Consider the following 14,629-nt stretch of genomic DNA (forward strand, 5'->3'; position numbering starts at 1 on the left):
AAGCCTCTAGGGTCTTCCCTAGAGGCTTAAAATTTATAAATTTTAATAGAAGAATCCAATGATTACAGAGCTTAAGATAGATACAAGTGTCGCACCGTATACTAGTTTAAGACCAAATCTCGCAACTTTGTCTCCGCTCTCACCGTGAAGTCCTTTAACAGAACCAGCGATGATACCGATTGAACCAAAGTTAGCAAATGAGATTAAGAATACTGAAAGCATTGCTTGTGTCTTCTCAGAAAGTCCTTCTGCAACATTAATGAATTCAAGAATTGCAACAAATTCGTTTGTGATTAACTTAGTTGCCATTAATGAACCGGCAGTTTGTGCCTCAGCCCAAGGAATACCCATTAGGAAGGCAACTGGCATAAAGATGTAGCCCAAGATATCTTGGAATGAAAGGTTTGAACCAGGAATTAATAAGAAAATCTGGTTCAGTAAACCGATTAGAGCGATGAAACCAATTAACATCGCACCAACGACGAGTACGATTTTACCACCATCGATGATGTAATCACCAAGGACTTGGAAGAAAGATTTACCTTTTTCTGGATTAGTTGAGATTTCAATGTCGCCATCCTCGATAACTTCATCATATGGATTGATGATGTGTACGATGATGTAAACACTGAATAAGTTCAGTACAATCGCAATGATGACAAATTGAGGGTCTAACATTGTAAAGAATGCACCGACAATAGAAAGTGAAATTGAACTCATTGCTTGTGCAGCTAATGTATATAAACGACGTGTTGTAAGCTTAGGCAGCTGATTCTTAAGTGATACGAATACTTCTGACTGTCCAAGCATCATAGATGCCGCACCATTGTATGACTCGATGTATGGCATTCCAGTAATCTTAGTCAGTAAGAAACCTAAACCTTTAATGATGAAAGGTAAGATTCTAGTGTAAGAAAGAATACCGATAATCGCCGAGATGAAGATAATTGGAATAAGCACGTTGAATAGGAATACATCAACTGGTTCGCCTTCCGCGTTCGTCATCAAATCTCCAAACACAAATTGCGCACCTTCTCTTGCATATCCTAGTAAGTAGTCAAAACCGTTCGCTAAACCAAGGATAATCGTTTGTCCACCAGTAGTGCTAAGGAATAAGAACGTAGCGATAAACTGTAATGCAACTAATATTAATATGTTCTTCCAATGTTTGAACGCAAGTTTTTTGTTACTACTTGCAATCCAAGCAAGAAAGACGGTGAATAGTATACCAACTATTCCCATTACAATACTCATTGTGAAAGCCTCCAAAAATTATTATGTAAGAAATATTGAAAATGATTTCATTTGTAAATTATATACCAAATGATACATTTATGCGATACTAAATTATTATAATGCAAGCGGTTCCAAAAATAAACCCTTTTGGGTAAAAAATAAACATGTTATTTGCCAATTTTGACCACACCTTGTATACTTTAGTCAAAGTAGGTCAAGAGGGAGTGATGAAATGCGTAATATGTCGGATATTATTGAAAAATATTTAAAAGAAATGATTGAGAAATCCGGTAACGAAGTCGTTGAAATAAAACGTGCGCACATCGCTGAAAAATTTGATTGCGTACCGTCCCAGTTAAACTATGTTATCAAAACACGCTTTACAAATGAACATGGCTACGTCGTTGAAAGTAAACGTGGCGGTGGCGGCTATATAAGAATCACCAAAGTAGAAACACATTCTGAGACAGAATACTTAGCGCACTTACAAAATCTTATTGGAGATAACATATCTCAGTTGAATGCGGGACACCTTGTTCAATCAATGTATGAAAATGGTGTCATTACCTATAGAGAGGCACAAATCATCGATGCTGTAATGGAAAGAGAAGTTTTATCCATTGAGTTACCTTATAGAGATCGCTTAAGAGCGAAAATTTTACGCCGTGTAATCACGGCAATACTGTACGCTAAGGAGTGAATATATGAAGTGTGAGATATGTAATGAAAATGAAGCCACAGTCCATATTTCGGAAGACTTAGGTCTTGCTCAAAATGTACGGTATTTGTGTGAGCAGTGTGCTGAAAAATCGCTACACATGAATGACTATCAAGTGGATAATCCTTTTGACATCCACACATTACTGAAAATGTTAGCGGCTAATGCAGAGAAAAAAGAGGTGGAAGTTGAAGCGCCTGAATGTCCCTCATGTGGTTCAACATTAAGAAGTGTGGTCGACAATGGCTTGTTTGGTTGTAGTTATTGCTATGACTACTTCGGCGAATACGTACCTCAAATCGTTGAACGTGTGCAGCTGAACCAAAATAGACATCTTGGGAAGATTCCTCATCAAAAAGTAGATGCGCTGCGCCTCAAAAGAGATATAGAGTCCTTACAACAGAGACTAGACGACAAGGTAAAAACTCAAGCTTTCGAAGAAGCTGCGGTGATCAGAGACCAGATTCAGGCACTGAAGGATGGTGAATCGCATGGAGAATAATATTAGTAAGTGGCTCAGTAGAGCGGCAGTCACTGATATTGAACTTTCCTCACGTGTGAGGCTAGCACGGAATATTAATGGTGTACCTTTCACACATATGCTTGAAGATGATGAAGACATCACAGCGCTCGGTAAAATAGTAGAAAAAACTTTACCTAGTTTGACGCGTTTCTGCTTGTCTGAATTTACTGATGTAGGCCGTGCTTTGTTGGTCGAAAAGCATTTGATTAGCCCTAGATTTTCACAAAATGGAGAAAGTGTCTTTATCAATGAAGAGGAAGACATGTCGGTGATGATTGGTGAGGAAGATCACGTACGAATCCAAAGTCTAGGTGTAAATGAATCCCTTGAGTCGCTTTACGAGAAAGCGAGTGCTATAGATGATACATTAGAAGGTAAGATAGAGTATGCATTTGATGAACGATACGGCTATCTTACTGCTTGCCCAACTAATGTAGGGACAGGTATGAGAGCCTCTGTAATGCTGCATTTACCTGCCTTAACAGCCTTGAAAAGAATTCAACGTTTTCATAATAATTTAACACGCTTTGGTTTTACTTTACGAGGTATATACGGGGAAGGGTCTAAGCCCATTGGTTCTGTTTATCAGTTATCGAATCAAGTGACACTTGGTTTTAGTGAAACAGACATCATTGAAAATTTAACAGAGTTAAAAGAACGTATTATCGAAGAAGAACGTATCGCAAGAGAGCAATTAAAAACATTAGAAACCTGTGACGCTGTCAATCGTTCTTTTGGTATTCTACAATATGCCTATAAATTACCTTTAAAAGAAGCGGCAATGCATTTGAGTAATGTGAAGCTAGGGATTGACTTAGGCTATATCGATTTTGACCGCTTTAACTTTCAAGCGTGGTTCCAACAAATCCAACCGGCTTTTATTAGCCAAAGACTGAATGAATATGAATATGACACTAGTCGACCAAACAATCAGCACGAACGATTACGGGCGACACTGACACGCGAACTATTAGGAGGGAAATAGATGCTATTTGGAAAACTGACAGAGCGAGCACAAAAAGTACTCGCATTTGCCCAAGAAGAAGCGATCACACTTAAAAACTCTAATATCGGTACTGAACACTTACTATTAGGTTTGGTAAAAGAAAAAGAAGGCATCGCCGCAAAAGTTTTAGCATCGTTTAATATCGATGAACAACGAGTTAATGAAGAAGTGCACAATTTAATAACAACGGGTACAGAAAAAGCATCATCGATTCACTATACACCGCGTGCTAAAAAAGTAATTGAGTTATCTATGGATGAAGCTCGTAAACTACACCACAATTTTGTAGGTACAGAACACTTACTATTAGGCCTTATTCGTGAGAGTGAGGGCGTGGCAGCGAGAGTATTGGCTAATCTTGATTTAAATATTACGAAGGCACGTGCTGCAGTGATTAAAATGCTTGGTAATCCAGAAGCTTTCCAGTCACATTCAAGTGTCCAAAAAGATACTAATACACCGACATTAGACTCTTTAGCACGTGACTTAACTCAAATGGCCAGAGAGAGTCAGTTAGATCCGGTGATTGGTCGTTCTAGCGAGATTACACGTGTTATAGAAGTGCTAAGTCGTAGAACTAAGAATAACCCCGTGTTAATTGGTGAACCTGGTGTTGGTAAAACAGCTGTGGCTGAAGGCCTAGCCCAAGCAGTGATTAACAGTGAAGTGCCTGAAAACTTAAAAGATAAACGCGTGATGTCTCTAGATATGGGGACTGTTGTTGCAGGTACTAAGTACCGTGGTGAATTTGAAGAGCGAATGAAGAAAGTAATGGATGAAATCCATAAGGCTGGTAACGTCGTACTATTTATCGATGAGTTACACACACTAATCGGTGCGGGGGGAGCTGAAGGTGCGATCGATGCATCTAACATTCTTAAACCAGCTCTTGCGCGTGGCGAACTACAGTGTATCGGTGCGACAACTTTAGATGAATTCCGAAAACACATTGAAAAAGATGCGGCATTAGAACGTCGTTTCCAGCCGGTAATGGTCGATGAGCCTAAGGCGGAAGACGCAGTGTTGATTCTAAAAGGCCTACGTGATCGTTATGAGGCGCACCACCGCATTAATATTACAGATGAAGCACTGGAAGCAGCAGTTCGTATGAGCAGCCGCTATATTCAAGACCGTTTCCTGCCTGATAAGGCAATTGACTTAATAGATGAAGCTTCATCTAAAGTTAGATTAAGAAGCTATTCTACACCGCCAGATCTTAAAGATTTAGAGACGCGTTTAGAAGCAGTGAAAAAGGAAAAAGATGCGGCGGTTCAAAGCCAAGAATTTGAAGCGGCAGCAAACTTTAGAGATCAACAAACAAAAATTGAAAATGAAGTTAAAGAATGTGAAGAAAACTGGAAGAAACAACAGGGTCAATCTTCACAATCAGTTACAGCGAGTGATATTGAGCTTGTAGTCGCTGGCATTACAGGTATTCCGTTATCTAAGATTGCTGAAGATGAGTCAGATAGATTGATGAATCTTGAATCCATTCTACACGAGCGTGTAATCGGACAGGATTCTGCAGTACAATCGATATCTAAGGCGGTAAGACGTGCGCGTGCAGGACTTAAAGATCCGAAGCGTCCAATCGGTAGTTTCATTTTCTTAGGCCCAACAGGTGTCGGTAAAACCGAACTTGCTAGAGCCTTAAGTGAAACAATGTTTGGTGAAGAAGATGCAATGATTCGAGTAGACATGAGTGAATACATGGAGAAACATTCAGTATCTCGTTTAGTTGGTTCGCCTCCAGGCTATGTTGGTTACGATGATGGGGGACAACTAACGGAAAGAGTAAGAAGGAAACCGTACTCACTCATACTCTTCGATGAAATTGAAAAAGCACACCCTGATGTGTTTAACTTGCTCTTACAAGTGTTAGATGATGGGCGTTTAACAGACTCTAACGGACGCGTGGTGGATTTCCGTAATACAATTATTGTTATGACATCAAATGTAGGTGCGAGAGAATTACAAGATCAGAGATTCGTAGGCTTTGGTGGCCCAGAGGCTGAAAGCTATGAAAATATTAGAAGTACAATGATGAAAGAATTGAAGAATACCTTTAGACCTGAATTCATTAACCGAATTGATGACATTATTGTCTTCCACAAACTTGAGAAAGAACATCTTAAGGAAATTGTTAGCTTGATGATTGATACCTTAAGAGCGAGATTAACTGACCAGAATATTCACATTGAGGTTACAGATCGAGCGACTGAGCGTATTGTTGAAGAAGGTTACGATCCGGAATATGGGGCGAGACCTTTATCTAGAAGTATTCAAAAGAATATAGAAGATACTCTAAGTGAATCATTACTATCAGGTGAAAGTTTCGAGAATAAACTTGTCACAGTGGATTATGTTGATGATACATTCAAAGTCACAACAGAAGACAAAGTTAACGAAACTGTTGAACAGTAATCCTGGATAGATTTTAATAAGCATCTCTGACTCATGATATATTCCCTCTTATGTAGACACTTAAAAAGTGAATACTTAAGAGGGATATTTTATAATTAGGAATATAATTTTACTTTTGTGAATTACTCAACAAAATTCTATAAAAGTCTTTAACTGTAAGGTTTTAGCCTTTTAAAACATCTAGATAAATAATACAATAGTAAAAGAAATACAATGGGGGAGTGTATACACGAATGGCAAAACCAAAAGTTTCTTTTGAGTGTATGGCATGTGGTTATGAAACGCCTAAATGGATGGGTAAATGTCCAAATTGCGGTGCCTGGAATCAGCTTGAAGAAAAAATTGTACATAAAGAAGCCGTTAGTGGTCGAGGGACGCTCGGTAAAAATAAAATAGATGAGCGTAGTAAAGCATCTAAATTAAGTACCATTGAAAAGAAGGTCACACCAAGAACAACCACGCGTTCAGGGGAATTCGATAGAGTGCTCGGTGGCGGTATTGTTAATGGTTCGCTTATTTTAATTGGTGGTGACCCAGGTATAGGGAAGTCCACTATTCTCTTACAGACTGCATTAATTCTAGCTGAAAACCATAACGTATTATATGTATCTGGCGAGGAATCTCTAGAGCAGATTAAAATGCGTGCAGATCGCATTACCTCAAAACCATCCAATTTAACTGTCTTTTGTGAGACAAACCTCTTGTATATTCATGATGAAATTAAAAAGATCCAACCAGACTATTTGATCATTGACTCTATTCAGACCGTCTTTCATCCAGATGTTACAAGTGCACCAGGATCAGTGGCACAAGTGAGGGAGAGTACACAGTCCATTATGAATATCGCTAAGGGTAATAATATTGCAACGTTTATAGTTGGACACGTCACAAAGGATGGACAGATTGCAGGTCCTAGATTATTAGAACATATGGTTGATACTGTACTTTATTTTGAAGGAGATCAGCATCATACTTATCGTATCTTAAGAGCGGTGAAAAATAGGTTTGGTTCAACAAATGAAATGGGTATTTTTGAGATGAAAGCGAGCGGTTTAGAAGAGGTGTTAAATCCTTCTGAAATCTTCTTGGAAGAACGTTCGAAAAATGCTCCAGGCTCAGCTATTGTTGCCACTATGGAGGGTACGAGAGCGATGCTAGTAGAAGTACAATCCCTTGTTACGCCAACTCACTTTCACAATCCAAGACGCATGGCAACCGGTATCGATACTAACCGTCTATCGCTACTCATGGCAGTCTTAGAAAAATCGGAAGGTCTGCTGATGCAGCAACATGATGCTTATATTAAAGTAGCAGGTGGTGTGAAATTAGACGAACCTGCAGTAGACTTAAGTATAGTCATCAGTATCGCATCAAGTTTCCAAAACATTGCTGTACGAGGAGATGATTGCTTCATAGGTGAAGTTGGCTTAACTGGAGAAATCAGACGTGTGACAAAAATTGAACAAAGGCTACAAGAAGCGGCAAAACTTGGCTTCAAAAGAGCCATTGTTCCACAGTCCAATTTAAGTGGAGTTCAAGTTCCTGATGGTTTAGAAGTGTTGGGTGTTAAGACTTTAAAACAAGCATTGAGACATACAAAATTTAATGATTAATTTTAAAAAATCTTAAGAGAGGAGGCGGCAAGATGCTTAGATACTTACTCTATGCAGTCTATTTAGTAATTGGCTTATCATTAGGTGCTTGGCTGTTCCCAGAACTAGCAGTTTGGCTACCTTTTGATATACCGAGAGTAGTAGACAATGTGCTTGTATATGGCCTATTAGGTATTCTTTTATTTTTCTTATTATTTGGCTGGACAATCAAGCATGCATACAACTTTTTGAAGAGAAGTGAAGGTTATTTATTGAGTAGAAGTTTGACGGAAATTGTTTTTGCAACACTCGGCATGGTGTTAGGTTTAGTCATTGCGGTATTAATCACACTCTTGATTAATACTTTAGAGATTCCACTTGTCGGAGAGATTGTACCGATTGTGTCAGCAGTTGTTTTTGGTTATTTAGGTTTCATTATCGGCTTGAGAAAGTTCAGTGAGGTTCTGGACTTCTTTCCAAAGAGTAACCCGAAGGACAAAACGATTTCCGGAGCTAAGACGAAGTTTATCGATACGAGTGTTATTATCGATGGACGCATAGTCGATGTAGTTGAAACGGGTTTTTTAGAAGGAGACATTGTCATTCCACAATTCGTTTTGGATGAACTGCAACTTATTGCGGATGCGACTGACCCTGTAAAAAGAGAGAAGGGACAACGTGGTTTAGACATGTTGAATAAGTTACAGACCAACAATGAAAACGTAAAAATTGAACCTGTAACTTATGAGAAACTTGATGTAGACCAACAGTTGATTGATATCGCCAAAAAAGAAGGCGGTGCAATTTTAACGACGGATTATAATTTAAATAAAATCTGTCAGCTCCACGATATTCCAGTTTTAAACGTGAACGAATTATCCAATGCAATAAAAACTGTAGTTGCACAAGGCGATGTTTTTGAACTCTTCATTTCCAAAACTGGTAAAGAAGAAAACCAGGGTGTCGGTTACCTTGAAGATGGAACGATGGTGGTTGTTGAACGTGGAGAGCAGTTGATCAACCAAACAGTTAAAATCATTGTGACTAGTGTATTGCAGACAAATTCTGGACGTATCGTCTTTGCGAAAAGAGAGAAAAACAAATGAAGTATACAGTAATTATTCCGGCAGCCGGACTTGGTTCTAGAATGGGTCTCGGCTACAACAAAGTCTTATTAGACATAGGCGGGGAATCTATTATTTCACGCACGGTTAGATTTTTTGACGAAGATCCGGACTGTGAAGCAATACATTTATCTGTCCGAGCGGAAGAACGTGATGTTGTATCAGACATGTTTCATAGTGTTGCTAAGGTAAAAGGGATTCATAATGGTGGTAAAGAACGTCAGGACAGTATTTATAACGCACTAATTAATATAGACTCTGCTGAATATATTTTTGTCCACGACGGGGCAAGGCCATTTGTCAGTCAGGATATTATCCTACGATTGAAAGAAAAGGTTCAAGAAACAGGTGCAGTCATTTGCGGGGTAAAAGTTAAGGATACTTTAAAGCGGGTTGTAAATGATAAAGTCGTTGAAACGTTACCGAGACAGGAAATAATTTCTGTACATACACCCCAAGCATTTAAAGCAAATATTTTGAAAACAGCTTATGAACATGCAAAAAAGCACCATCTTGACGTCACTGATGACTCTATGATGGTAGAGGCAATCGGGGAGTCCGTCTATATAACAGAATCATCCTATGATAATATTAAGATAACGACAGCTGAAGATATTCAGCTTGCCAAGTTGATACTTGAAGGGAAAGGTTAATATGATGAGAATAGGTCATGGATACGATGTTCATGCCTTTGATGAAAATCGTCCACTAATTTTAGGTGGTATGGAAATACCACATGACCGTGGTTTGAAGGGTCATTCGGATGCAGACGTCGTCTTGCACACTGTTACAGATGCCATCCTCGGCGCTTTAGCCCTTGGAGATATCGGTAAGTTTTTCCCTGATACGGATGCACAATATAAGGATGCGGACTCAAAGAAATTGTTGTCGGCAGTCGTCGAAATGATGACTGAAAAAGGATATGAAATTGGAAATATTGATGTAGTTGTCATTGCAGAAAAACCAAAGCTTAGAGAGTATATTGATACAATGCGGCAGAATGTAGCAGATCTTTTATTGACAAAGATAGAGAATGTTAACATCAAGGCAACAACATCTGAAAAACTTGGATTTACAGGTAGAGAAGAAGGCATCGCAAGTGAAGCGGTAGTCTTACTTAACAAACAGGAGGCAAAATAATGAGTAAAGTTAGAGTGAGATATGCACCGAGTCCTACAGGATTCCTACACATAGGTAACGCGCGCGCAGCATTATTTAACTATTTATTTGCACGCCACTATGATGGTGATTTTATAATTCGTATTGAAGATACTGACAAACAACGTCACGTTGATGAGGGTGAATCATCACAACTCAACTATTTAAAATGGTTGGGCATCGACTGGGATGAAAGCGTCGACGTTGGTGGAGACTATGGACCTTACCGTCAATCTGAACGTGGTGATATCTACGCACCTTACATTCAGAAATTGTTAGATAATGATCTTGCTTATCGTTGCTACATGACTTCTGAAGAGCTAGAGGCGGAAAGAGAAGAGCAATTAAGAAATGGTCAGACACCGATGTATGGTGGAAAGCATGCACACCTTACAGCTGAACAGGAAGAAGCATTTAAGGCTGAAGGTCGTGAACCTTCAATTCGCATCCGTGTACCGAAAGATAAAACATATACCTTCGACGATATGGTTAAAGGTGAAGTGTCGTTCGATTCTAACGGTTTTGGTGACTGGGTCATTGTTAAAAAAGATGGTGTACCAACGTACAACTTTGCGGTTGTCATTGATGATTATGAAATGAAAATCACCCATGTTTTACGTGGGGATGATCATATCTCAAATACACCAAAACAAATGATGGTTTATGACCTTCTCGACTTACCGTTACCGAAGTTCGGGCATACGGCGTTGATCGTAAATGAAGAGAAGAAAAAATTGTCTAAACGTGACGCATCAATTATTCAATTCATCGAACAGTATGAAGAATTAGGTTACCTACCGGATGCAATGTTTAATTTCATTGCTTTACTAGGTTGGTCTCCAGAAGGTGAAGAAGAACTATTCACTAAGGAAGAATTGATTAATAATTTCGATGAAAATCGACTATCTAAAGCTTCGGCTTTCTTCGACAATCAAAAGTTAATGTGGATTAACAACCAGTACATGAAGCAAAAAAATGCTGAGGAAATTTTTGATATGTCTCTACCCTTCCTACAAAAAGCAGGGAAGGTTTCAGAAAACCCAGATGATAGTGAGTTGGACTGGGCGCGTAAGCTCGTTGCCTTATACCAACCGCAGATGAGCTATGCTGCTGAGATTAATGAGTTATCAGAACAGTTCTTTAAAGATCATGTTGAATTTGATGAAGATGCGAAAGAAGTGTTAGAACAAGATCATATAAATGAATTGATGACAGCACTTTATAGCCATTTTGAAGCGATGGAAGATTTCTCGCCTGAAGCAATTAAAGCGGAAATCAAAGCTGTACAAAAAGAAACAGGTATAAAAGGTAAGAAATTATTCATGCCAATTCGTGTCGCAGTAACTGGAGAAACTAAAGGACCAGAACTACCAGATGCGATTTCATTGATTGGTCAAGAGACTGCATTGGAAAGAATTGCACGCTTGAAATAAACTGAAATGTTGAAAATGGTGCGGTGACGAAGTATAATATGGGTGTTAAAAGTTTAGTATATAAGGTGTTGGACAAGTAGAGATTATCCGGTTGGTGAAAAGGATAACAATAAACCTTATAGAATTGCGCTTTTACGTATTTTAAACCTTATATTAAAGAGTAAAATCAGAGTGGAACCGTGCTTATGCGCCTCTGTCCCAACATGGACAGAGGCGCTTTTATATTACATATGTGGAGGAGGGTACAGATGTTTCAAAGAATGAAAGACGACTTGAATATGGTGTTAGAGCTCGATCCAGCAGCAAAGAATCGGTTGGAAGTATTTTTTACTTACTCAGGTATTCACGCAGTATGGGCGCATTTAGTTGCGCATTGGTTCTATAAGAAAAACTTTAAAATTATCGCCCGGGTAATTTCGCAAGTCACACGGTTTATGACAGGAATAGAAATTCACCCAGGTGCGAATATCGGTAAGCGTTTATTTATTGACCATGGTATGGGTGTAGTGATTGGTGAGACATGTAACATTGGAAATAACGTGACGATCTATCAAGGGGTAACACTCGGTGGAACGGGTAAAGAAGACCATAAAAGACACCCTGATATTGATGATAACGTGTTAATTGCTGCAGGGGCTAAAGTACTTGGAAACATCCGCATCGGAGCGTCTTCAAATGTTGGAGCGAATTCTGTGGTTCTAAAGAATGTACCAGCTCATTCCACAGTGGTCGGAATTCCTGGTCACGTCGTTAAGCAGCATGGTCAGCGTATAAGAAAACATAATAATTTCGATCATAGAGATATACCAGATCCGCTATTTGAAAAATTATTGGAACTTGAAAAAGATATTAATGACTTCAGAAGAGAAGTAGGGAGTGAGGTAAAAGATGGTTCGCATATATAATTCAATTACTAGAAAAAAGGAAGAATTTGTACCATTACAAGAAGGTAAGGTCAGCATGTATGTTTGTGGTCCGACAGTGTATAACTATATTCATATTGGAAATGCAAGGCCAGCAATCGCTTTTGATACAGTACGACGATACTTGGAATACAAAGGTTATGATGTGAAATACGTCTCTAACTTTACGGATGTAGATGACAAATTAATAAAGGCATCTAAGGAGCTGGGTGAGACAGTACCAGAGATTGCAGAGCGTTTTATCGAAGCTTTCTTTGAAGATACAGGTGCTTTAAATGTTAAGAAAGCAACAGTCCATCCACGCGTGCTCGATCACATGCCTGATATTATCGAATTTATTAAAATATTGATCGATAAAGGGCATGCTTATGAATCAGATGGTGATGTTTATTTTAAAACACGTTCATTTGATAACTACGGGAAATTGTCTCAACAATCAGTTGATGACTTGAAGGTCGGTGCGAGGATTGAAGCGGGTGAGAAGAAAAAAGATCCACTAGATTTCGTTCTCTGGAAACAAGCGAAAGAAGGAGAAATCAGCTGGGAATCACCTTGGGGAGAAGGTCGTCCAGGTTGGCATATTGAATGTTCAGTTATGGCCCGTCGTCATCTTGGAGACACGATAGATATTCACGCTGGTGGTCAAGATTTAACTTTCCCACACCATGAAAATGAGATTGCTCAAAGTGAATGTATGACAGACAAAACGTTTGCGAATTATTGGATGCATAACGGGTACATTAATATTGATAATACGAAAATGTCCAAGTCTTTAGGGAATTTCATACTTGTGCATGACATTATTAAGGAGATTGAGCCCAATGTGCTTCGCTACTTTATGATTAGTGTGCATTATAGAAATCCAATTAACTATAACCGTGAATTAGTTGATGCAGCAAGAAGTAGTTTAGAACGTATTCAAGATAGCTATCACCATGCACTTGAACGTATTGAAAAAGCAGTTGATGAAGAATCTGATGGTAAAGTGCTTGAGCTTATTGATGACAATATTAAATTATTTGAAAGTCATATGGACGATGACTTCAATACTGCCAATGCCATCACAGCATGGCATGAGTTGACGGGTGAGTTGAACAAATACTTACGTCGTCCAGCAACTTGCAAGGCAGTACTACAGAAGTTTATCGAAACCTTTGATGCGTACTCACAAGTACTAGGCGTTAGTTTAGGACGTAAAGAGGTGCTCCTAGATGAAGAGATAGAAGCACTGATTGAAGAGAGAGAAACTGCCAGAAGAAATAAAGATTTTGCACGCGCTGATGAAATTAGGGACAATTTGAAAAATGAAGGAATCATCCTAGAAGACACTAAAGATGGCGTGAGATTTAAACGTGGATAATATAGATATTAATAGAATTCCATCACTATCGCTTGCATTTTTAGGTGACGCGGTCTATGCGGTTAAAGTCCGTGAGCATTTAATTGAAAATGAACCTTATTTAAAGCCGGATGCCCTGCATAAAGCGGCCAATAAATTGGTTAGTGCTAGGGCGCAAGCAAATGCTTTACACTATTTGAAAAATACTGGCATACTCACCGAAGATGAGTGGGACATTGCGAGAAAAGCGCGTAATAAATCGAGTCAAACTAGAGCGAAAAACGCAACGATACAAGAATATAGAAATGCTTCTGGTATAGAGGCATTGATAGGGTACTTAGCCTTGACTGGAGAGACAGACAGAGTGGATGAACTTATGAAGCTTATTATTACAGACGGGAGTGAAGACATTTGACTGGTTCAGTAATTGCAGGACGTCATGCTGTTAGAGAACTACTGCGTACAGATGCAGATATAAACAAGGTATATGTTCAGGACACAGCAAACAAGCAACAGTTAAAAGAAATTTTAGATCTCGCTAAAGAGAGAAAGATTGTTGTTTCTATGGTGCCGAAAAATAAGATTGATGGCATGACTGAAGAACGTCATCAAGGTGTTGTGGCGATGGTTAGTGCGCATGAATACATGCCACTTGAGACCTTCTTAGAAAATGTTGAGGGAAAAACAGCGAATGTCATTATTTTAGATGGGCTTGAAGACCCGCATAACTTAGGATCAATCATAAGAACTTGTGATGCTTCTGGTTTTGATGCGGTCATTATTCCGAAACGTCGTTCAGTTCAATTGACAGATACAGTGGCAAAAACCTCTACAGGGGCGATTGAATATGTACCTGTAATTAGAGTGACAAATATCAATCAAACAATCGATACCTTAAAAGATCATAACTTCTGGCTTGTCGGTACGGATGGAACAGGACAAACGGATTATCGTGAGATTAATGCTAAGGGCAACACTGCAGTAGTAATCGGTAGCGAAGGTGAAGGTATTAGTAGGAAGACGCTAGAGAAATGTGACTTTGTCGTTCGTATTCCGATGGCAGGAGAAATAACGAGTTTAAATGCTTCGGTTTCAGCTGCGCTTTTAATGTATGAGGTATACAGGCAGCAAAACCCACTTGGGCGTGGTTAAT

At 39.0% G+C, this 14,629-nt stretch carries 14 protein-coding genes; 13 read left to right on the forward strand and 1 reads right to left on the reverse strand.

The features are described 5' to 3' along the window. Positions 1-42 precede the first annotated feature (42 nt). The gene (locus V6E76_RS06140; protein ID WP_247351241.1) at positions 43-1,254 is read right to left on the reverse strand and encodes a nucleoside transporter C-terminal domain-containing protein; all 1,212 of its coding nucleotides are present in this window, start codon (positions 1,252-1,254) and stop codon (positions 43-45) included. Between the two features lie 214 nt (positions 1,255-1,468). Here V6E76_RS06140 and V6E76_RS06145 point away from each other — a divergent pair, with 214 nt between their 5' ends. From V6E76_RS06145 to rlmB, 13 genes are all read left to right on the forward strand, one after another. Beyond that, a complete protein-coding gene (locus V6E76_RS06145) occupies positions 1,469-1,936 on the forward strand; it encodes a CtsR family transcriptional regulator (RefSeq protein WP_247351238.1) in 468 nt (155 codons plus the stop codon). Positions 1,937-1,940: 4 nt separating this feature from the next. Further along, positions 1,941-2,456 carry a UvrB/UvrC motif-containing protein gene (locus V6E76_RS06150; RefSeq protein WP_247351236.1) on the forward strand — a complete coding sequence of 172 codons (516 nt, stop codon included), beginning with the start codon at positions 1,941-1,943 and terminating at the stop codon, positions 2,454-2,456. Then, positions 2,446-3,462: a protein arginine kinase gene (locus tag V6E76_RS06155; RefSeq protein ID WP_247351223.1), complete on the forward strand. Its 1,017-nt coding sequence runs from the start codon at positions 2,446-2,448 to the stop codon at positions 3,460-3,462. Before V6E76_RS06150 ends, V6E76_RS06155 begins: the two co-directional genes overlap by 11 nt. Next, positions 3,463-5,907, forward strand: a complete 2,445-nt coding sequence (locus V6E76_RS06160; RefSeq protein WP_247351220.1) for an ATP-dependent Clp protease ATP-binding subunit — start codon at positions 3,463-3,465, stop codon at positions 5,905-5,907. Positions 5,908-6,140: 233 nt separating this feature from the next. Further along, a complete protein-coding gene (gene radA, locus V6E76_RS06165; RefSeq protein ID WP_247351219.1) occupies positions 6,141-7,520 on the forward strand; it encodes a DNA repair protein RadA in 1,380 nt (459 codons plus the stop codon). 32 nt (positions 7,521-7,552) lie between these two features. Next, entirely contained in the window at positions 7,553-8,605 is a 1,053-nt protein-coding gene (locus V6E76_RS06170; protein ID WP_247351208.1) for a PIN/TRAM domain-containing protein, read from the forward strand. Then, entirely contained in the window at positions 8,602-9,276 is a 675-nt protein-coding gene (gene ispD, locus V6E76_RS06175; protein WP_247351206.1) for a 2-C-methyl-D-erythritol 4-phosphate cytidylyltransferase, read from the forward strand. Before V6E76_RS06170 ends, ispD begins: the two co-directional genes overlap by 4 nt. Before the next feature lies 1 nt (position 9,277). After that, positions 9,278-9,763 (forward strand): 2-C-methyl-D-erythritol 2,4-cyclodiphosphate synthase, encoded by a 486-nt coding sequence (gene ispF, locus V6E76_RS06180; protein WP_026866160.1) that lies wholly within the window; start codon positions 9,278-9,280, stop codon positions 9,761-9,763. Continuing rightward, positions 9,763-11,214 (forward strand): glutamate--tRNA ligase, encoded by a 1,452-nt coding sequence (gene gltX / locus V6E76_RS06185; RefSeq protein ID WP_499797730.1) that lies wholly within the window; start codon positions 9,763-9,765, stop codon positions 11,212-11,214. Before ispF ends, gltX begins: the two co-directional genes overlap by 1 nt. Positions 11,215-11,462: 248 nt before the next feature. Next, positions 11,463-12,119, forward strand: a complete 657-nt coding sequence (gene cysE / locus V6E76_RS06190; RefSeq protein ID WP_247351194.1) for a serine O-acetyltransferase — start codon at positions 11,463-11,465, stop codon at positions 12,117-12,119. After that, on the forward strand, positions 12,103-13,497 hold the full coding sequence (cysS, locus tag V6E76_RS06195) for a cysteine--tRNA ligase (RefSeq protein WP_247351189.1): 1,395 nt from the start codon (positions 12,103-12,105) through the stop codon (positions 13,495-13,497). The genes cysE and cysS overlap by 17 nt, the downstream gene beginning before the upstream one ends. Beyond that, positions 13,490-13,891: a ribonuclease III domain-containing protein gene (locus V6E76_RS06200; protein WP_247351182.1), complete on the forward strand. Its 402-nt coding sequence runs from the start codon at positions 13,490-13,492 to the stop codon at positions 13,889-13,891. Before cysS ends, V6E76_RS06200 begins: the two co-directional genes overlap by 8 nt. Further along, positions 13,888-14,628: a 23S rRNA (guanosine(2251)-2'-O)-methyltransferase RlmB gene (gene rlmB, locus V6E76_RS06205; RefSeq protein WP_247351180.1), complete on the forward strand. Its 741-nt coding sequence runs from the start codon at positions 13,888-13,890 to the stop codon at positions 14,626-14,628. Before V6E76_RS06200 ends, rlmB begins: the two co-directional genes overlap by 4 nt. The last annotated feature ends 1 nt before the right edge of the window (position 14,629 follow it).

Source organism: Jeotgalicoccus huakuii, assembly GCF_036665975.1.
Taxonomy (GTDB): Bacteria; Bacillota; Bacilli; order Staphylococcales; family Salinicoccaceae; genus Jeotgalicoccus; species Jeotgalicoccus marinus.

Bases quoted from the DNA above. Each gene is read 5' to 3' on its own strand.
- V6E76_RS06140 (WP_247351241.1), bottom strand. From the start codon at position 1,254: ATGAGTATTGTAATGGGAATAGTTGGTATACTATTCACCGTCTTTCTT.
- V6E76_RS06145 (WP_247351238.1), top strand. From the start codon at position 1,469: ATGCGTAATATGTCGGATATTATTGAAAAATATTTAAAAGAAATGATT.
- V6E76_RS06150 (WP_247351236.1), top strand. From the start codon at position 1,941: ATGAAGTGTGAGATATGTAATGAAAATGAAGCCACAGTCCATATTTCG.
- V6E76_RS06155 (WP_247351223.1), top strand. From the start codon at position 2,446: ATGGAGAATAATATTAGTAAGTGGCTCAGTAGAGCGGCAGTCACTGAT.
- V6E76_RS06160 (WP_247351220.1), top strand. From the start codon at position 3,463: ATGCTATTTGGAAAACTGACAGAGCGAGCACAAAAAGTACTCGCATTT.
- radA (WP_247351219.1), top strand. From the start codon at position 6,141: ATGGCAAAACCAAAAGTTTCTTTTGAGTGTATGGCATGTGGTTATGAA.
- V6E76_RS06170 (WP_247351208.1), top strand. From the start codon at position 7,553: ATGCTTAGATACTTACTCTATGCAGTCTATTTAGTAATTGGCTTATCA.
- ispD (WP_247351206.1), top strand. From the start codon at position 8,602: ATGAAGTATACAGTAATTATTCCGGCAGCCGGACTTGGTTCTAGAATG.
- ispF (WP_026866160.1), top strand. From the start codon at position 9,278: ATGATGAGAATAGGTCATGGATACGATGTTCATGCCTTTGATGAAAAT.
- gltX (WP_499797730.1), top strand. From the start codon at position 9,763: ATGAGTAAAGTTAGAGTGAGATATGCACCGAGTCCTACAGGATTCCTA.
- cysE (WP_247351194.1), top strand. From the start codon at position 11,463: ATGTTTCAAAGAATGAAAGACGACTTGAATATGGTGTTAGAGCTCGAT.
- cysS (WP_247351189.1), top strand. From the start codon at position 12,103: ATGGTTCGCATATATAATTCAATTACTAGAAAAAAGGAAGAATTTGTA.